Genomic DNA, 17,912 nt, shown 5'->3' with positions numbered 1-17,912 from the left:
GCAAGATGTTCCACGAGGTGCGGCGCGCAGGCTGAACGATGCACGCCTTCGGCCGCTGTGCGCGCGATGCCAGAAGTGTCCGACAGGAAGGGTGGAAGCGCGCAGGCAAGCCACGTTCTGGGCTGTCTCACAAGCGGCAGCGGGGCCCGCCACAAGATCCGGTTTGAATGGGCAGCACGTCCGCTGTTACGCAACCGAGAGGAGTGAAACATGAAGACGATGATTCGCATGAGCCTTCCCGTCCTGTTTGCTTGAGCAGCCGCGGGCCCCCATGCAACGCTTGCTCATTGCGCTGGGCGTGCTCCTGGTCCTCGCGGGCCTTGCCTGGCCCTGGCTCTCGCGACTGCCCTGGGGCCGCCTGCCGGGGGATTTCTCGATCGTGCGCGAAGGCTTCAGCTTTCACTTTCCGCTGATGACCTCGCTCATCGTGTCGATCATCCTGAGCCTGATCTTCTGGTGGTGGCGCAAGTAGGCCTCGGCTTCCCAGGGAGGTGAAGGGCAAACAACCTCTTGCAAATCTGCGACTAGCCAGCGGGCGGGCGCGGGAACACAATGCGCAACATCATGCAACGCGCAACGACACTTCGCCGTCTGGCGGTGTGGTTCTGGTTCCTGATCCTGCCGGTCGCCGTGCAGGCGCAGGCACAGCTCGGAAGCGCGGCTGCATTGCGGGCCAAGCACGACGCCGTGCAGGCGCAGCTCGAGCGCAACGTCTTCGGGCGGCCGCTGGTGCTCGAATCGACGGAAGCCTCGGGCCAGTTGAGCGGCGACATCTTCGCGGTGCTGAGCCACCCCTTCGAACAGGTGAGCGGTTCCTTGAGCCAGCCCGGCGTCTGGTGCGACGTGCTGATGCTGCACCTCAACACGAAGCATTGCGCGGTGCGCGGAACAGCCGCTGCCAGGATGCTCGCCGTCTCGGTCGGTCGCAAGTTCGACCAGCCGCTCTCGGAGGCGCAGCGCGTCGAATTCATCTGGCAGCCGCCGAACCTCGCCGACGACTACCTGAGCGTGCGGCTGAGTGCTGAGAAGGGGCCGCTGTCGACCCGCGACTACCGCATCGAACTCGAGGCGACGCCGCTCGGCAACGGCAAGACCTTCATTCATCTCGGCTATGCCTACGCGTACGGCGTCGCAGCGCGCATCGCGATGCAAGGCTATCTTGCGACGCTCGGCGCGGACAAGGTGGGGTTCACCGCCACGGGCAAGGATGCGGCGGGCGAGCCGGTGTACGTGGGTGGCGTGCGCGGCGTGGTGGAGCGCAACACCATGCGCTACTACCTCGCGATCGACGCCTACCTGGATGCCCCCAAGCAACTGCCGCAGCGCCTGGCCGCCTGGTACGACAGCACGGAGCGCTACGCGCGGCAACTGCACGAAGTGGAGCGGGAGGACTATCTCGCGATGAAGCGCAACGAATACAAGCGCCTCGCGAGCGGCGTCTCCGAGTGAGCGCCGGCAGCGAACCGGCGCTGACGACGCGCCGCGATCCGATGCCTCAGTAAACGCCCAGCGCCAGCCCGGCCGCGAGCGCGGCGCCGAGCTCGCGGCATCGCGCAAGGTCGTCCGCGCCGATCTGCTTGGGCCGCGCGATCGCCTCGGGGGTCTGTGCGTGGGTGCAGACGATCAGCGCCGGCGCGACGCAGCGCAGCCGCCAGCCGGTTGCGATGCGCTCGATCTGCCGCGCGGCGTTCTGGCCGTCGCTGCCGGCGCAGATCAGCGTGGCGTAGGGCCGGCCGTTCACCCGGTCGAGCGCGGCGTAGTAGCAGCGGTCGAAGAAGTCCTTCATCAGCCCGGCCATCGCAGCGAGGTTCTCGGGCGTGGCGAACACGTAGCCGTCCGCGCCCAGCACATCGTCGGGCTGCGCCTCCGGTGCGCGCAGCAGACGCACCTGCACGCCGGCTTCGTCGCGCGCGCCCTCGGCCGCGGCCTGCGCCATCTGTGCGGTGCCGCCGGTCATCGTGTGATACACCACGAGCAGCGTCTTGGGATTCATGCCGCCCAGCATAGCGGCACGATCCCGGGCCGGACGCAGTTCAGTCGTCGTGGTCCTTGTCCCTGGGCCGGTCCGTGAGGAATTCGAGCGTGGCCTGCCAGGTCTGCGGCGAATTCAGGATGCCGAGGTGGCCGGTGCGCAGGATGGGGTCGTAGGCGCCTTGCCCGGTAAGCACGAGCTCGCGCGCGCCGCGCAGGCTGGCGCTTCTCGAGAAATCGGTGGGCTTGCCGAAAGAGTCGATGGCGGGCACCGGCGCCACCGCGCCGTCCTGGACCGGAAAGTAGACGAAGCTGGCGTCCCCGTTGCGGATGACCAGCACACGGGTGGGCCCGTCGTTCTCGCGGCCACCGTTGCGGCCGTTGAGCAGGCGCAGGAAGGGTGTGTCCGGCGAGCCCAGCTCACGGCACACCTCGCTGGTCGGGGTGAAGCCGCCCGCCGCCGGCGCCTGGAAGTAGTTGGCCGGATCGGGGGAGCAATTGATGATGCCGTGGTTGGGGCCATCGATCGCCACGAAGCGGCGCACGAGGTGCTGCGCCTCGTCCTGCCGCATCCATTCGCGCGCCAGCGTCACCCCGAGGCTGTGGCCGACGATGTCCACGCGCTTCGCGCCCGTGAAGTCCATCACCGCCCGCACGAAGCGGCGCAGGTCCGGCACATTGGCCGCGTTGGTGTGGGCGATGCTCGAGCGGCGCGTCTGGTCCGAAGCGAGGTCGCACTGGTCGCCCTGGTAGCCGATGCCCCAGAGCTCGCTGGTGGAATAGCCGTTGTCGGCGAGGAATTGCGCGAGCGCCTGGACGCGCCCGTAGGGGCTGCAGGCGGTGGCGAACGGCGTGTCGTTGTTGCCGTGGATGAGGATCACCGGCGTTCGCGTCACCGGCCCGGCGGCACCGAAGCCGATGAGCGGCTTGGCGAGCGAGGTGTCTTCGATCGAAGGGAAGCCGGGCGGCAGCGTGTTGCCCACGATACCCGCCGCATGCGCGGCGGCCGTGGCGACGAAGGCTGCAAGGGCGGCTGCATGGCGAATCCACGTTTTCATTTTCATCAGCGGTCTCCTTCCTCTGCGGCGGCGATGATGCCGGTGAAAGGCGGTACTGGCAAGGCCGCGTGCATCGCGCCCGCGCGGATGCAGGCCCGCGGGCACGAGGAAACCGAATCCTGGAAGACAACGGTCCGGCAACTCGACATCGAGGTGGAATAAGCATGCGACCCTGCGCAAAACCGCACGGTCGCAGGCTCCCGAGCGGCGCAGAATGCAGGACTTCGCCTCAGCCTCCCAAGGTATAGGAACGCTATGGATCCTGTCGTTGGCCAACTGCTGTCCCCGAACTACGAAGCCGGACCCATCGCGCTCTCCTATGTGATCTCCTTCTTCGGGTCGCTCGTGGCCCTGCTGTGCACCGACAAGATGGTGCGCAGGGACGGCACGCTCGACCTGTCCATGCTGGCCTGCGGCGCGGTGGCATTGGGCGGCATCGGCATATGGTCCATGCACTTCATCGGCATGGTGGCTTACAGGTTGCCGGTTGCGGTCGCCTATGACGTGCCGCTGACGGCCCTGTCACTGGTCGCCGCGATCGTCATCTCGGGCATTGCCCTGTACCTGGCCGGTGGCAAGCGCTTCACCCGCGGGGGCTGGCTGGCCGGCAGCCTGGTGGCCGGAATCGGCGTGTGCGTGATGCACTACATCGGCATGTTCGCCATGAACATGCGTGCCAGCATGGAATTCGACCTGGCCATCGTCGCAGCATCGGTGGCGATCGCCATCGGTGCCGCAGCGGCAGCACTGTGGCTGGCCTTCAACCTCACGGAGCTGGCGCACCAGTTCATTGCGGCCGCTGTGATGGGAGGGGCCGTCTGCGCGATGCACTACACCGGCATGATGGCAGCCACCATGGTTTGCACCAGCGCCGCGGAGCCGTCCTCTTACCTGGTGCGCGACGGCAACCTGGGACTTGCGGTTTTCAACACGGCTTCGGTGGCGCTGATCTTCATCTTCAGCAGGATAGAAATCGACGACTGGCTCGACAACGTCCGGGCCAGGGGGCGCATCGGCGCGCTGCCGCCGGCCTCGGCTCATTCGGCCCCGCCCGACCGTCCGGGGCCTTGAACTGATCGGGCGTGCCTGCCGTGAGGCGAGGACTTCGCGCGACATCGTGGATGAAGACCTGAGACCTGCACATATTTCGCCGCAGCGCGAGGCTCGATGCATTACAATTCTGGTAAAGGTAAGGAGAATTCATGACGGAATCCACCATCACCGCCAAAGGGCAAACCACGGTTCCCGCCGACGTGAGGGCGCTCGTGCATGCCAAGCCCGGAACCCGGTTGGTCTGGTCCGTGATGCCAGACGGGACCATCATCGTCCGGGCCAAGACCAAGTCCATCCTCGACATGGCCGGCATGCTGAAGGCCCCGAAGGGCAAGCACGTTGGCGTCGAAGAGATGAACCCCTGGCGCTGATGCCGGCATTCGACACCAATGTCCTGGTCCGCTACGTCGTACAGGATGACGAAGTTCAGTTGGCCGCGGCGCGGCGCCTCATTCGCAAGTGCGTAGCTGATGGACAGACACTTTTCGTGCCGGTGACGGTCACGCTCGAACTCGAGTGGGTGCTGCGCGCCAGTTTCGAATACGCCAAGGACGAAGTGATGGAGGTGCTGTCAAGCCTGCTCTCGGCCGCCGAACTGAGTTTCGAGTCGGAGCGTGCCCTTGAAGTAGCGCTGCAGTTGTATCGCAATGGTACGGCCGACTTTGCCGATTGCCTGCATATCGCCCTGGCCGCACAGGCCGGCGAATCGCCGTTGTGGACCTTCGACAGGCGCGCAGCCAAAGTCAGTGGCGCGCAAATGGTGGGTCGGTGACCTCGGCTTGGACAACCGATTGCCCGGAACCACCGCGCCGGCGCAGCAGATACCAGGCCGCGGGCACCACGAGCATGCTGAGCAGCGGTGCAGTGACCATGCCGCCCACCATCGGCGCGGCGATGCGGGTCATGACCTCCGAACCGGTGCCGCTGCCCCACATGATGGGCAGCAGGCCCGCCATCACGACGGCCACTGTCATGGCCTTGGGCCGAACGCGCAGAACTGCGCCTTCGCGAATCGCGGCAAGCAAGGTCTCGTCGGTCATCGGCTCGCCGGCGCCGAGGCGCCGAGCGAGCGCGTTCTTCAGATAGACCAGCATCACCACGCCGAATTCGGCCGCGACACCCGCCAGTGCGATGAAGCCCACTGCGGTGGCGACAGAGATCGAGTGGCCGAGCGCCCACACGAGCCAGAAGCCACCGATCAGCGAGAAGGGCACGGCCGCCATCACGAGGGCGGCGTCGCTGAACGATTTGAAGAGCAGATAGAGCAGCACGAAGATGACAGCCAGGGTGACCGGCACCACCAGCTTCAACCGCTCGGTGGCGCGTTCCAGGTACTCGAACTGGCCCGACCATGACACCGCGTACCCGGCCGGCATCTTCACGGACTTCGTCACCGCGGCCTGCATCTCGTTGACGGCGGAGCGGAGGTCACGGCCACGCACGTCGACATACACCCAGCCCGACAGGCGCGCGTTCTCGCTTCGCAGCATCGGCGGGCCGTCCTCGATGCCGATCTTCGCGACATCCTGGAGCAGCAGCGTGGCGCCCCTGGCGGTCACGAAGGGGAGCTCTCGCAGGCGCTGGAGCGAGTCGCGGACCTCGCGCGGGTAGCGCACGTTGATCGGGTAGCGCTCCCGGCCCTGGATGACCTCGCCGACGTTGTCGCCGCCGATCGCGGTGGACACCACCGCCTGCACGTCCGCCACCGAAAGCCCGTGGCGTGCGGCGGCGAGCCGATCGACATCGACGTCGATGTAGCGCCCGCCCGTCAGCCGCTCCGCGAGCGCCGAAGAAACGCCAGGCACGCTCCTGACTGCCGCCTCGATCTGCGTGGTCAGCGCGTCGATGGTGGCGAGGTCGGCCCCGGCCACCTTGACGCCCACCGGGCTCTTGATGCCTGTGGCCAGCATGTCGATGCGGTTGCGGATCGGCGGCACCCAGACGTTGGACAAGCCCGGCACCTTCACGGCCTGGTCCAGCGCTTCGACCAGTTTGTCCGGCGTCATGCCGGCGCGCCATTGGTCCTTCGGCTTGAACTGGATCGTCGTCTCGAACATCTCCAGCGGCGCCGGGTCGGTCGCCGTGTCCGCGCGGCCGGCCTTGCCGAAGACACGGGCCACTTCCGGCACCGCCTTGATCATGCGGTCGGTCTGCTGCAGCAGTTCGGACGCCTTCGACACCGACAGGCCGGGGAGGGCGGAGGGCATGTAGAGCAGATCGCCTTCATCCAGCGGCGGCATGAACTCGCCGCCCAGGCGCACCAGCGGCACGACTGTCAATGCAAGCAGCAACGCCGCCACAAGCAGCGTTGCCCTCGGAAAGCGCAACACCCATTCAAGCGCGGGGCGGTAGACAGCCATCAGGAAGCGGTTGACCGGGTTGGCGGTCTCGTGGGGGATGCGGCCCCGGATCAGGTAGCCCATCAGCACGGGGATCAGCGTCACCGACAAGCCCGCTGCTGCCGCCATCGCATAGGTCTTGGTGAAGGCCAACGGAGAGAACAGCCGGCCTTCCTGCGCTTCGAGCGAGAACACCGGGAGGAAGGACAGCGTGATCACCAGCAGGGAGAAGAACAGCGCCGGCCCGACTTCCACGGAGGCTTCGGCAACGAGCTGCCACCGCTGCGAGATGCCCGGCTGCCGGCCATGCTGCGTCTCGAAAGCCTCGATGTGCTTGTGCACGTTCTCGACCATCACGATGGCGCCATCGACCATGGCGCCGATCGCAATGGCGATGCCGCCGAGCGACATGATGTTGGCGTTGACGCCTTGCCAATGCATGACGACGAACGCCGCGAGGACTCCGATCGGCAGTGCCACCACCGCCACCAGCGCCGAGCGCAGGTGAAACAGGAAGACGGCGCAGACCAGCGCCACCACGATGAATTCCTCGATCAAGTTGGAGCGCAGGTTGTCGACCGCGCGATCGATGAGAAGCGAACGGTCGTAGGTCGGAACGATCTCGACCCCTGCGGGCAGGCTGGCCTTCAGCGTTTCCAGCTTCGCCTTGACGGCTTCGATGGTCGCTCGAGCATTCTTTCCGGAGCGCATGACCACGACGCCGCCGGCCACTTCCCCCTCGCCGTCGAGCTCGGCGATGCCGCGGCGCATCTCCGGGCCGATCTGCACATTGGCCACGTCGCGCAGGAGCAGGGGCGTTGTGCCCGCGAGGGACAGCGGGATCGTGCGGAAGTCGTCGAGCGATCGCAGGTAGCCACGCGAGCGCACCATGTACTCGGCTTCGGCCAGCTCCACGACGGACCCGCCGCTCGCCTGGTTGGCCCTTTGCAGCGCCTCGACCACGGTGGCCTGGGTGATGCCCAGCGCACGCATGCGATCAGGATCGAGCACCACCTGGTACTGGCGGACCATGCCGCCGATGCTGGCCACCTCGGCGACATCCGGGACCGCTTTCAGCTCGAACTTGAGGAACCAGTCGTTCAGCGCACGCAGCTGCCCGAGATCCCGGCCGCCTGTCCGGTCGACCAGCGCGTATTCGTAAACCCAGCCCACGCCCGTGGCATCGGGGCCCAGCGATGCGGTCGCGCCGGCGGGAAGTCGGCTCTGCACCTGGTTGAGGTATTCGACGACGCGCGAGCGAGCCCAGTACGGGTCGGTCCTGTCGTCGAACAGCACGTAGACGAACGAGTCGCCGAAGAACGAGTAGCCGCGCACCGTCTTTGCGCCGGGCACGCTCAGCATCGTCGTGGTGAGCGGGTAGGTGACCAGGTCCTCCACCAGCTGGGGCGCCTTGCCCGGGAAGGGCGTGCGGATGATGACCTGCGTGTCCGACAGGTCGGGCAGCGCATCGAGCGGCGTGCGGGCGACCGACCAGACCCCCGCTGCGATCAGGAACAAGGTCGCGAGCAGCACCAGGAACCGGTTGCCGATCGACCAGCGGATCAGTGCGGCGATCATTGCTTTGCGGCCGGTTGAAGTCGTTGCACCGAGAGAAGCTGGTATCCCATCGGGCCGCTCTCCTTGAACTCGAAGCGGACCTGATCCCCCGGCTTGATGTCGGGGTAGGCATTCGGCGCCGGCTTGGAAAAGCCCATGGTCATCTCCGGCCACTTCAGTGACGCGACCGGCCCGTGGGAGATGGTGATGGAGTCCGGCCCGACGCTCTCCACCTTGCCTTCAGCGCGGTGCGAAGCACTGGCGGCTGCCGGCGCTGAGGCCGCAGAAGCTGCCGAGGCCATGTTGCCCAACACGGAGCGCAGGCGCGCTTCCGAGTCGATGAGGAACTGGCCGCTGGCGACCACCTGCTCGCCCTCTGCCAGGCCCTGCAGGACCTCGATGTCATCGCCGAGGTCCGCGCCCGGCGATACGTCCCGCGGCTCGAACGCCCCGGTGTCCTTGCGCACGATGACCACGGCGCGCCTCCCCGTGCGAATGACGGCTTCCGAGGGAACGACCAGGCGCGTGCCCGTGGCGCCGGACACCTGCAGCCGCAGCAACATCCCCGGGGTGAGCTTGCCCTGCGCGTTGTCGACCTCGAAGCGGGCCTTCAGGGTGCGTGTGGACGAGCTGACCTCCGGAAGGATCTCCTTCAGCTCGCCGTCGAAGGACTGGGAGGCATCGGCCTGCAGGGCCGCCTTGACCTTCTGCCCGGGTCGGAGGCGCACCGCTTGAACCTCCGGAATCTCGGCCACCGCCCAAACTTTTTGCAGGCCCGCAATGCGGAACAGCGTCATGCCCGGCGTGACCGCCATGCCTTCGCGCGTGCCCAGCTCGACGACGACGCCACTGGCCGGGGCCGTCAGAACGAAGCGGCCTTGCGCGCTGCCGGTCTTCTCGCTCTGGCGGATGAGCTCGGGCGGGATGGACATGGCCCGCATGCGGTCTCGCGCAGCCTCGATGAGCTCCCCCGGCGCGCCGGCACGCTGGAGCGCGAGCAGCTCGTTCTGGGGACCCAGCCACTCCGGCGCGAAGAGCGTGGCCAGGGCCTGCCCCTTGCGCACCCGCTCCATCGGCGCTCTGACCGAGAGCCGCTCGACATAGCCCGCGACGCGGGTCTGGACCGCCACGTTGAGCCGTTCGTCGAACTGCACTGCCCCGATGGCGTCGAAGGACGAAGAGATCTCGGCGCGCCGCACGGTCCCGTATCGAATGCCGAGGTTCTGTTGCACACCGGGGCTGATCTTCACGCCGCCGGCGCCGGGGTCGGTATCGGCGTACACAGGCACCAGCTGCATGTCCATGAAGGGGGACTTGCCGGGCTTGTCGAAGCGAGGGCCCGGGACCATCGGGTCGTGCCAGTAGAGTACCTTGCGGCCGTCCGTACCGGTCGGCGGCGACGAAGGTGCCGTCGTGCGGCCGACGTAGAACGCGCCGCTCGCGATGAGCAGGGCAGCCAGCAGCGCCAGCGCCGCCAGGTGTGTGCGTTTCATGGTGCCACCTCGGAGGAAAGCGGACGGAAAGCCAGTTGCGCGCGGACTTTGGCCAGCTCGCGCCGGAGTTGCAGGATCTTTCGCTGTGCTTCGACTTCCGCATGTCGCGCCTCGAAAAGCGTCACCAGGCCTGCCTGGTTGGAGCGGTAGGCGGCCGTGGCGGCGGCCGTTCGTTGCTCGGCTGGAATCGCCACCCCGCCCTGATAGCGCTCGATGCGCTGCTGCAAGCGCTGGGCGTCGCTGGAGAGCGTCTGGTACTCGGCGGCGGCGGCGCGCGTGGCCTCCGCCAAAGCGGCTTCTGCTTTGTCGACGAGGGCCAGCTTTGCGGCGGTTTCGCGATCCTGACGCTCGCCGGGTGCGATCGGGAGCGGGATGCCCACGCCGAAGGACAGCATGTCCGAATAGCCCGTGCGCTGGCCGTAGGCGAGCTCCCAGGTCCAGTTCGGTTTGCGCTCGGTGCCGGCCACCGTCGCCGCCCGCTTCGCCAGCTCGAGGTCTCGCCGCATCGCCGCCACGGAAGGGTGGCCCGCGACGTAGGCCTCTTCGGCAGGGGGCGGCGCATGCGGCACGGGCGCCAGCGCACCGGGCATCACGCCGACCCAGCGCTGCAACGCGAGCCTGGCGGTGCTTTGCACTTGCCGGAGCTCGGCCGATTCGTCCTCCGCGCTGCCCTTGGCGCCGGTGAGGGAGAGCACTTCCTGGCTGCTGCCGGTTGCGGATGCGAGCCGGGCACGTGCGGCTTCGAGCTCCTCATGGGCGTGGCGCTCCATCAGCGTCGCGAGCTCGAGTGCCTCGGCGGCGTAGAGGGCATCCAGGTAGGCCAACGCGGTCTGCAGGCGGGTGTCGGCGATGGCGACTTGTGCCTGCACCGCTTCCCGTTCGACCGCCGCTTCCGCCGCAGCCTGCCGCGCAGCGCGCTTGGCTGGCGACACCCACTCCTGGCTGATGCCGATGCGCTTCATCGTCATCGAGTCGCGCGTGGTGCTGAAGCGGTCGGCGCCGGTGACCGGCAGGTTGTCGACGCCGACCCGCAGCACTGGATCAGGAAGCTGGCCGGCCGCTCTGGATGTCTCCGTGGCACTCAGGACGCTCGCACGGCCGGCGCGAGCGGCCTCGGAGCGCTGGACCGCCATCTGCAAGGCAGACTCCAGGGACAGCGGGGCGGCCGCTACCAGGTAGGGCAGCATCGCGGCGGCGAATGCGGCCGCGCGCAGCAGGGGGATGGACATGGATGCTCCGAAGACGAATGAAGCGTTCGCCGGCAAGCGGACAAGCCGCGCCGGCACCGGTCAGAGGTCGACGGAGATTTCAGACTCGAAGTCTGCGCGTTTCGAGGTAGACGGGATCGGGTGGTGGCCGCTCGTCGGGGTGCACCCGAGGCGGCAGGTGGCGGCCATCGGAAGCAAGGACCGCTGGCATCACCAGGACATGCAGGACAGCGGGCAGCGATGGCGTCGCGACCTTCACGGGTTCGAACGACAGCGACATGTCGGCCGAGTGCTGATGGCACAGCACCGGCTGGGCGGCATCCATGCCCTCACAGGGCTCGCCCGCCGCCATCGCCGCGGCCATTGCGGCTGCATCGGGCATTCCGGGGCAGACATAGCTCGCCAACGCCAACTGCGAGAACAGCAGCGAGATCACGAGCACAGCGGCCGTGACACAGCGGTGGGCAAAACAAGCGCGGGCCATGTACGCTGCAGTGTACGCCGGACCGTTGCCGCTTCAGAATGCCGGCCAATCCTCACATCCAGCTTCGCGAGTGCCTGCGTGATTCGGTTGGCACAGTGGCCACAGGTCATGGACGAGCGGCCGGACTGCCCATCATCGCGTTTCCAGCACACGCCGATATGCGGCCAGGTAGTTCGCCATCATCTGCGCTGCCGAGTACTGCAGGGCGTTCTGCAGTCCCAACGAGCGCATCTCCTGAAGCCGTCCGGACGCCCGCTCAATGGCCAGGGCCATGGCCTCGGGGTTGTGCGGATCGATGTAGCACGCGCCAGCTCCTCCAATTTCGTTCATGGGCGGCAGGTCGGACGTGAAGACGGGACACCCGCACGCCTGTGCCTCGATCAAGGGCCAGCCGAAGCCTTCCTGCAGGGAGGGGAACAGGAGCGCGGTGGCCCGGGCATAGAGCGCGCGCAGTTCCTCGTGGGAGATGCCCTGGAGCGTTTTTATCCGGTCGGCAAGGCCATGTTGAGATGCCAGGGCGATCAGGCTCGGCTCCAGGCTTGCTCCGACAAAAACCAGGTGCTGCACGAGCGGCGGAGAGCCACGTTCTGCAGCGTGCCGCTGAAGAGCAATGAAGGTCTCGACGACCGCCCTTCGATTCTTGCGCGGGAGGTCGGAGCCGACGTGGATCAGGTAGCTGTCCTCTGCTCGTAACCCGAAGCGGCCTATTAGCGCTTGGGCGTCATCCGTCGGCACAGGACAAAAGTTGTCGTTCAATCCGTTGAGGACCGTCGTGACCCTATGCTCATCCACGAGGTGCAGGTCGAGCAGGTCGCGCTGCGTCAAGGTCGATACGCAGGCGATCAGGTCAGCCTTCGCAAGGCCCGAGGCGATGAGCCGCTGCAGGATGCGTCCGCTCCAGCCGACCTTCCACCCTTCGACCATGCCTCTTGCGGCCTGCATCGCAATGACGTCGTGACAAGTGATCACCGTCGGTCTGCTTCTCACCCAGCGCACGTACATGGCATTGGAGTGATCGCAAATATGGATGACGTCCGCCCAGCGCGCCTGCATGGCAAGTGTGGGTATGAAGAGGACGAACTTGTCGATGTATCCCAGCCACTTCCACCATCGGGAACTTGGCGGTACCCGCTGTAGCAGGCGAGGCGGCATGATGACTCGCAGCTCGCAGCCGAGCGCCGGCAGTTCACGCTCGAGGAGCCGCACGAACGCCAGCATGCTGGTTTGGCCGTCCGGCAGGTAGTTGCCGATCAGCAGGAGCTTGATGCTTCGAGGGGCTTCCTCAAGGCTCCCGGGCGGGGGCGCCATGACGCTTGGAAGCACGCGATCCAGCGTGTCAGCGACGCGACGGTCTTCTTGTGTTGTCATCTGTCGCTCTATCAGCGCGCCGCCTCGATCCTGGTGACCGTGAACTTGCCTTCGAGCTTCTCGGCCTGGAAGCGGACCTTGTCGCCGGCCTGGACCTTGTCGAGCATGGCGTCCTCTTTCACCTGGAAGACCATCGTCATGGGTGGCATGTCGAGGTTCTTCAGCGGGCCGTGCTTGAGCGTCAGCTTCTTGCTCTCCTTGTCCACTTTGCGGACCTCGCCTTCGGCGAGCTCGGCGCTGGTGGTGGCGGGAGCGCCACTTGCCGCCGGCGTGGCGCCGCTTGGCTGTGCGTGCGCCATGGTCGAAATGGCGAGCGCGGCAACCGAAGCGAGGAATGCGTATCGAATGCTGATCATGTGAACTCCTTGAAATGAGGGGAAAGGCCTGCGACCGGGAGCAGCCGGGAAACACGACGCAGCTGCGCCCGCTTGCCTACTTCCTGGCGGCCTTGGACACATTCACGGCGCCTTTCATGCCGGCGTCGTAGTGACCCGGTTGCAGGCAGGCAAAGTCCACCTTGCCCGCCTTGGTGAACTGCCAGACGATCTCGCCGGTCTTGCCGGCGGCGAGGGTCACCATGTTCGGATCGGCGTGTTCCATCTCCGGGTTCTTCTTCATGAGTTCGTAGTGCTCCTTCAGCTCCTTCTCGGTGCCGAGCACCAGCTCATGCTTGAGTTTTCCGGAGTTGGTGACGACGAAACGTACGGTCTCGCCTTGCTTCACGTTGATGCTCGACGGGTTGAAGCGCATGCCGTCCGTCATGTCGACCTTCACCGTGCGGGTGGCCTTCGCGGCAACGCCGGGTGTCCCGATGGCCTCCCCGTGGCCATGGCCGCCGGCATGGTTTCCAGCTGCAGATGCGCCACTTGCTGCAAGAGCAAGGAACGAGGTTGCGGTGATGTTTCTGAGATTGGGTCGCATCGTGTTTCCTTGAGGAAGAAGAGCTTGAAGAAAGGTCAGTGGCCCGAATGAGCCCTGCCGGGTTTCGGAAGGTGGGCTTCGGATTGCTGCGCCGGTGTCCTGTGCGCACCCTCGATGGCTGCAGGCGCGTTCGTACCGCTCGGCATGTCGTAACCGCGTAGCTGCGCATAGCGTCGGATCTGTTCAGCGCTCAATATGGCCGTTTGCGCCAGATGTGTGCTCAAGTGCTCTTCGCGCAATCTCGCCGAGCGCCTGCCGATCTCTGCGGTCATGGCATTCAGGCTCGCTGGATCAATGCGCTTGCTCGCAAACGCTTCGTCCAGCGCCCGCTCTGCTTCCATCAAGTTCCGGCCAAGCTCTCGCGCGATCGCCTTGTGCGAGTCGAAGAGAGCCTTGGATCGTTCGCGCTGCGTCGCGGTGAGTTGCAGCGCGTCGGCGTGCTCGAGCACATGCGCTGGTCCAGGATAGCCGTTGAGTTCGGCAGCTTTGGCCAATCCCATGCCCTGACCCGCTTGCAGGTCGGCAATGTCCTTCTCGGAGAGCGCCTTGATGGCCCGCTGCTGTTCGCCGGCGTACGGACTGTGTTGCGCCAGCGCGCTCACTGAAAGCGCCAGCGCACCGATCGGCACGAGGTTTTTGAGGTACATGGAGATACTCCTTCTCAATGGCCGCGATGGCCAGAGGGTTTGCGAACCTGGACTTCGATGTTCCTGGCCGGCGCGTTCCGCGCTGGCATGGCGGCTGCGCCGACGCCGCGGGCCCTTGCCGGATCGGGCAATTGCCCATCGAACTCGTAGGCCACCGTGCCTTGCGGGTGCTTGAACCAACCGGGGTTCGAGTAGTCGCCCGGCTTCTGGCTGCGGCGCACCTTGACGACGCTGAACATGCCGCCCATCTCGACTGAGCCGAAGGGGCCTTCGCCGCCCATCATCGGCGCGGTGTTGTCAGGCAGCGGCATCTCCATCTCGGTCATGTCGGCCATGCCGCGCTCGCCCATCACCATGTAGTCGGGCACGAGCTTGGTGATCTTCCGGACCATGTCCTTGTGGTCGACGCCGATCATGGTGGGCACGTCGTGGCCCATGGCGTTCATCGTGTGGTGGCTCTTGTGGCAGTGGAAGGCCCAGTCGCCTTCCTCGTTGGCGAGGAACTCGATCTGGCGCATCTGGCCGACTGCCACGTCGGTCGTGACCTCGTACCAGCGCGTGCTCTTCGGCGTCGGGCCGCCGTCGGTCCCGGTGACCAGGAACTCGTGCCCGTGCAGGTGCATCGGGTGATTGGTCATCGTCAGGTTGCCGAAGCGGATGCGCACCTTGTCGTTCAGCCGGACGTTGAGCGAATCGATGCCGGGAAAGACCCGGCTGTTCCAGGACCACAGGTTGAAGTCCAGCATGGTCATGATCTTCGGCGTCGCGCTGCCGGGCTCGATGTCGTAGGCGTTGAGCAGGAACACGAAGTCGCGGTCGACCTCGTCGATCAACGGGTGCTTCGCCTTCGGGTGCGTGACCCAGAAGCCCATCATCCCCATGGCCATCTGCGTCATCTCGTCCGCGTGCGGGTGGTACATGAAGGTGCCGGGCCGCCGAGCGACGAACTCGTAGACGAAAGTCTTGCCGGGTTGGATCGCAGGCTGCGTGAGGCCGGTCACGCCGTCCATGCCGTTGGGCAGGCGCTGGCCGTGCCAGTGGATGCTGGTGTGCTCGGGCAGCTTGTTGGTGACGAAGATGCGGACCCGGTCGCCTTCGACGACTTCGATCGTCGGCCCGGGCGACTGGCCGTTGTAGCCCCACAGGTGAGCCTTGAAGCCCGGCGCCATCTCGCGAACCACGGGTTCGGCGACGAGGTGGAACTCCTTGACCCCGTTGTTCATGCGCCAAGGCAGCGTCCATCCGTTGAGGGTGACGACCGGGTTGTAGGGCCGCCCTGTCGACGGCGAGAGCGGGGGCATGGTGTCGGGCTTGTCCTGGAGCACAGGCTCGGGCAGGGCGGCCATCGCCACCTTGCTGACCGAAGCGGCGGCCATGGCAGCCGTGATGGCGCCGGCACCGCTGAGAAAGTTGCGTCTGTTTGTCATGGAGGTTGTGCGTCGAAGAGCCGCTCAGTGGGCGGCGCCCGAGGTCCCTTGCGGACTCGAGCTGGTCATCGCGGCGGGTGCAGCGATGGGCTTGCCGATCACGGACGCCGCGAGCGCGGCGTCTGCGAGCCAGAACTGCTGCTGGGCATTGATGGCGTTGTTCACGCTCGCGATCTGGTCGCGCGCTTCGGCCAGCAGCTCGAAAACGCCGATCAGCATCCCGTTGTAGCGCAGCACGTTCTCGTCCTGCATGGCCTGGCGCAGCGGCACGATCTCGTCGCGGTAGTGGCGTGCGATGTCGTAGGCAGTTCGATAGGCGGAATAGCCCTCGCGCAGCTGTGAAGTTGCACCGCGCACGGTGGCGTCGTAGCGGTTGGCCGCTGCGAGCGCCCGGGCATTCAGCGCATCGCGCTGGGCAGATCCCCAATCGAAGAGCGGCAGGCGGATGTCGAGCTCGAAACCGCGCCGGGTCCCGCGGGTTCCCTCGGCGTTGTCGAAAATTGTGTCCCTGCGGATGCCGGCCTCCACATCGACAAAAGTCGACAGCAGATTGATGCCCTGCGACTTTCCGGCGAGGTCGAGCTGAGCCCGGGCTTGCTGTACATCCAGGCGTTGCTCGGTGGCGGTCGCTGCCACTTCGCCTGGCTCGCGAGGAGCCTTGGGCAGATCCGGCAGGCGCTCCGGCAGCTTCAGCCTCATGGCTTGCGCATCGTCGAGGCCGAGGGCGCGGACCAGTTCCTCGCGGGCGGCCGTGTCCGCATGGCGCGCCGAGGCAAGCTGCGTGGTGGCATCTGCATAGAACACCTGCTGGCGTGCGCGCTGCAGCTTGCTGAAGTTGCCGACGAGTTGCATGCGCCGGGCGAGCTCGGCGCTCGCCTCCGCCGATTCCCTGACCTGCTCGGCGTACTGCAGCGACTGCCGGGCCGCGACGGCACGTACCCAGGCTTGGCGCACTTGCGTCACCTGGTCCACCACCGCGCCGCTCAGCTGCACCTGCGCCTGAGCGGCCTGGCTCCCGGAGATCGACAGCCGCTGCGGCAACAGGATCAGGTCGACCAGGCCGAAGGACAGCAGGCGTCCGATCTCGAGCTCGTCGCCCAGGCGCAGGCGCTCGAAGGTGAGGACCGGATTCGGCAACCGGCTCGTCTGGTTGGCTGCGGCAATGTCGGCCCAGCCTTGCGCGATCAGCGCCTGCAGTGCGGGGCTGTTCGCGAGCGCGAGGCGGACTGCATCCTCTTGCGACAGCGACTTGGCGAGCAGCTCTTCGGAGAGCGCCGCACGGGCCTCTCGCTGCTCCCGGGTCCGGCTCAGCTCGAGCTTTCCGTCCGTGAACTGCGAGGCAGAGGAGTTTGTCGCCTTCAGCGCATCGTCGATTCCGACGGACGCGCAGCCGGCAAGAAATGCAGCGGCGAGCGCGATCGAGGCGATCTGCAGCGGCCGCCTCACTGGAGTACCTTCGCCTCCGGCTGCGGTGCTATTCGCCTTCGGAGCGGCCGTGCGGCTCACGGCTTGTCCTTCGGTGCCGCCGACCTGGGCATGGACATCGAATGCCCGGCGTGCGGATCAGCGGCGCCGGATGACTTGTCGTCGGCCTCGCTCTCGGTCTCCTTGGCATAGGCGCGCCAGCCGCCGCGCCGGTGGACGGTCTCGTTGGCCTCTTTCCACGGCACGGGCTTTTCGTCGGCAAATGGCTTGTAGCCATCCATTGCCGATCGGAAGGAAAGTGCTGCCGCCGGTCCGGCGGCGGTAGCGGGGGCGGGCGCAGGGCCGGTCTGTGCCCCTGCAGCCAAGGCAGCCAGGGCAGGCAAAGCAGCCAGCCAATGGGCCGGCAAGAAAGTGAACATGGGATCCTCGCGATGTTCATGAACGGCATGCCGTCAGTCAGCCCGCGAAGGCCGTGACGACACGAACGGTGCATGCGCGTCCGCTCGCCGGCAGCAGAACTGCCGGGGGCCGGACGCAGTTACGCGCGAGGTGGTTTGTGGGGAACGCGGGGCGACACGGTCGCCATGGCTCGCAGCGGTTCGGCGAGATCGGCCTGGGGCAGGCCGTAGAGGATGGGCGTGTCGAGCGTCGGCATCATTCCGACCGCATGGCACGCGGCGCAGTTGCCGCATTTGTGGGACGCGTCCGACGCCTCGTCATGCGCGCCTGGCGCGTCATGGCGGTCCGCGTTGTCATTGCTGCTTACATTCGAATGATGGTGCTCCGCATCCGGCGTGCCGTGATCGTGCCCCTTGTGATCGTGGACCACGCCCGAGCCCGAGTGCGCCGACGCAGGTGCGCAAAACGCCATGGCCGCGGCTGCATAGCCCTGATAGGGCACTGCAAGCATCATGAGCCACAGCAGGATTGCGCGGAGACTGACCATCGCCGAAATTGTAGG

The 17,912-nt window shown here is 66.5% G+C and carries 19 protein-coding genes; 5 read left to right on the top strand and 14 right to left on the bottom strand.

Features of this window, described 5'->3' with window-relative positions:
- The first annotated feature begins 271 nt into the window (after nt 1-271).
- Together ACMGEZ_RS03130 and ACMGEZ_RS03125 are read left to right on the top strand one after the other, a co-directional pair.
- Complete coding sequence (locus ACMGEZ_RS03130) at nt 272-472, top strand: DUF2905 domain-containing protein (RefSeq protein ID WP_436820771.1); 201 nt, start codon at nt 272-274, stop codon at nt 470-472.
- Between the two features lie 92 nt (nt 473-564).
- On the top strand, nt 565-1,449 hold the full coding sequence (locus ACMGEZ_RS03125; protein ID WP_436820770.1) for a hypothetical protein: 885 nt from the start codon (nt 565-567) through the stop codon (nt 1,447-1,449).
- A 46-nt stretch (nt 1,450-1,495) separates the two neighbouring features.
- Here the strand turns inward: ACMGEZ_RS03125 and ACMGEZ_RS03120 are convergent, their stop codons facing one another.
- Together ACMGEZ_RS03120 and ACMGEZ_RS03115 are read right to left on the bottom strand one after the other, a co-directional pair.
- Entirely contained in the window at nt 1,496-1,993 is a 498-nt protein-coding gene (locus ACMGEZ_RS03120; RefSeq protein WP_436820769.1) for a flavodoxin family protein, read from the bottom strand.
- Between the two features lie 40 nt (nt 1,994-2,033).
- Nucleotides 2,034-3,035: an alpha/beta fold hydrolase gene (locus ACMGEZ_RS03115; RefSeq protein ID WP_436820768.1), complete on the bottom strand. Its 1,002-nt coding sequence runs from the start codon at nt 3,033-3,035 to the stop codon at nt 2,034-2,036.
- A 249-nt stretch (nt 3,036-3,284) separates the two neighbouring features.
- Here ACMGEZ_RS03115 and ACMGEZ_RS03110 point away from each other — a divergent pair, with 249 nt between their 5' ends.
- The 3 genes from ACMGEZ_RS03110 to ACMGEZ_RS03100 all read left to right on the top strand — a co-directional run bounded on the left by ACMGEZ_RS03110 (nt 3,285) and on the right by ACMGEZ_RS03100 (nt 4,854).
- Nucleotides 3,285-4,100 (top strand): MHYT domain-containing protein, encoded by an 816-nt coding sequence (locus ACMGEZ_RS03110; RefSeq protein WP_436820767.1) that lies wholly within the window; start codon nt 3,285-3,287, stop codon nt 4,098-4,100.
- Nucleotides 4,101-4,231: 131 nt separating this feature from the next.
- Nucleotides 4,232-4,453 (top strand): AbrB/MazE/SpoVT family DNA-binding domain-containing protein, encoded by a 222-nt coding sequence (locus ACMGEZ_RS03105; RefSeq protein ID WP_436820766.1) that lies wholly within the window; start codon nt 4,232-4,234, stop codon nt 4,451-4,453.
- Nucleotides 4,453-4,854 carry a type II toxin-antitoxin system VapC family toxin gene (locus tag ACMGEZ_RS03100; RefSeq protein ID WP_436820765.1) on the top strand — a complete coding sequence of 134 codons (402 nt, stop codon included), beginning with the start codon at nt 4,453-4,455 and terminating at the stop codon, nt 4,852-4,854. The genes ACMGEZ_RS03105 and ACMGEZ_RS03100 overlap by 1 nt, the downstream gene beginning before the upstream one ends.
- Here the strand turns inward: ACMGEZ_RS03100 and ACMGEZ_RS03095 are convergent.
- The 12 genes from ACMGEZ_RS03095 to ACMGEZ_RS03040 form a co-directional block, all read right to left on the bottom strand.
- Complete coding sequence (locus tag ACMGEZ_RS03095; RefSeq protein WP_436820764.1) at nt 4,826-7,999, bottom strand: efflux RND transporter permease subunit; 3,174 nt, start codon at nt 7,997-7,999, stop codon at nt 4,826-4,828. The genes ACMGEZ_RS03100 and ACMGEZ_RS03095 overlap by 29 nt on opposite strands.
- Nucleotides 7,996-9,471, bottom strand: coding sequence for an efflux RND transporter periplasmic adaptor subunit (locus ACMGEZ_RS03090; protein ID WP_436820763.1), 1,476 nt, complete (start codon nt 9,469-9,471; stop codon nt 7,996-7,998). Before ACMGEZ_RS03090 ends, ACMGEZ_RS03095 begins: the two co-directional genes overlap by 4 nt.
- Nucleotides 9,468-10,700 carry a TolC family protein gene (locus ACMGEZ_RS03085; RefSeq protein ID WP_436820762.1) on the bottom strand — a complete coding sequence of 411 codons (1,233 nt, stop codon included), beginning with the start codon at nt 10,698-10,700 and terminating at the stop codon, nt 9,468-9,470. Before ACMGEZ_RS03085 ends, ACMGEZ_RS03090 begins: the two co-directional genes overlap by 4 nt.
- Nucleotides 10,701-10,779: 79 nt before the next feature.
- Complete coding sequence (locus ACMGEZ_RS03080) at nt 10,780-11,115, bottom strand: hypothetical protein (protein ID WP_436820761.1); 336 nt, start codon at nt 11,113-11,115, stop codon at nt 10,780-10,782.
- Nucleotides 11,116-11,295: 180 nt separating this feature from the next.
- A complete protein-coding gene (locus ACMGEZ_RS03075) occupies nt 11,296-12,531 on the bottom strand; it encodes a glycosyltransferase family 4 protein (protein WP_436820760.1) in 1,236 nt (411 codons plus the stop codon).
- A gap of 11 nt (nt 12,532-12,542) precedes the next feature.
- The gene (locus ACMGEZ_RS03070) at nt 12,543-12,887 is read right to left on the bottom strand and encodes a copper-binding protein (protein ID WP_436820759.1); all 345 of its coding nucleotides are present in this window, start codon (nt 12,885-12,887) and stop codon (nt 12,543-12,545) included.
- A gap of 76 nt (nt 12,888-12,963) precedes the next feature.
- The gene (locus tag ACMGEZ_RS03065) at nt 12,964-13,452 is read right to left on the bottom strand and encodes a cupredoxin domain-containing protein (protein ID WP_436820758.1); all 489 of its coding nucleotides are present in this window, start codon (nt 13,450-13,452) and stop codon (nt 12,964-12,966) included.
- Nucleotides 13,453-13,487: 35 nt separating this feature from the next.
- On the bottom strand, nt 13,488-14,099 hold the full coding sequence (locus ACMGEZ_RS03060) for a Spy/CpxP family protein refolding chaperone (RefSeq protein ID WP_436820757.1): 612 nt from the start codon (nt 14,097-14,099) through the stop codon (nt 13,488-13,490).
- Between the two features lie 14 nt (nt 14,100-14,113).
- Nucleotides 14,114-15,526 carry a multicopper oxidase family protein gene (locus tag ACMGEZ_RS03055; RefSeq protein ID WP_436820756.1) on the bottom strand — a complete coding sequence of 471 codons (1,413 nt, stop codon included), beginning with the start codon at nt 15,524-15,526 and terminating at the stop codon, nt 14,114-14,116.
- Nucleotides 15,527-15,550: 24 nt separating this feature from the next.
- Nucleotides 15,551-16,972 carry a TolC family protein gene (locus tag ACMGEZ_RS03050; RefSeq protein ID WP_436820820.1) on the bottom strand — a complete coding sequence of 474 codons (1,422 nt, stop codon included), beginning with the start codon at nt 16,970-16,972 and terminating at the stop codon, nt 15,551-15,553.
- 56 nt (nt 16,973-17,028) lie between these two features.
- On the bottom strand, nt 17,029-17,370 hold the full coding sequence (locus ACMGEZ_RS03045) for a hypothetical protein (RefSeq protein ID WP_436820755.1): 342 nt from the start codon (nt 17,368-17,370) through the stop codon (nt 17,029-17,031).
- Nucleotides 17,371-17,489: 119 nt separating this feature from the next.
- Complete coding sequence (locus ACMGEZ_RS03040; protein WP_436820754.1) at nt 17,490-17,897, bottom strand: hypothetical protein; 408 nt, start codon at nt 17,895-17,897, stop codon at nt 17,490-17,492.
- Nucleotides 17,898-17,912: the final 15 nt, after the last annotated feature.

Origin of the sequence: Variovorax stachyos (assembly GCF_051400855.1) — a bacterium.
Taxonomy (GTDB): Bacteria; Pseudomonadota; Gammaproteobacteria; order Burkholderiales; family Burkholderiaceae_C; genus Variovorax.
Note: the sequence above shows the minus strand (reverse complement) of the source record. Positions and strands in the feature narration are given on the sequence as shown.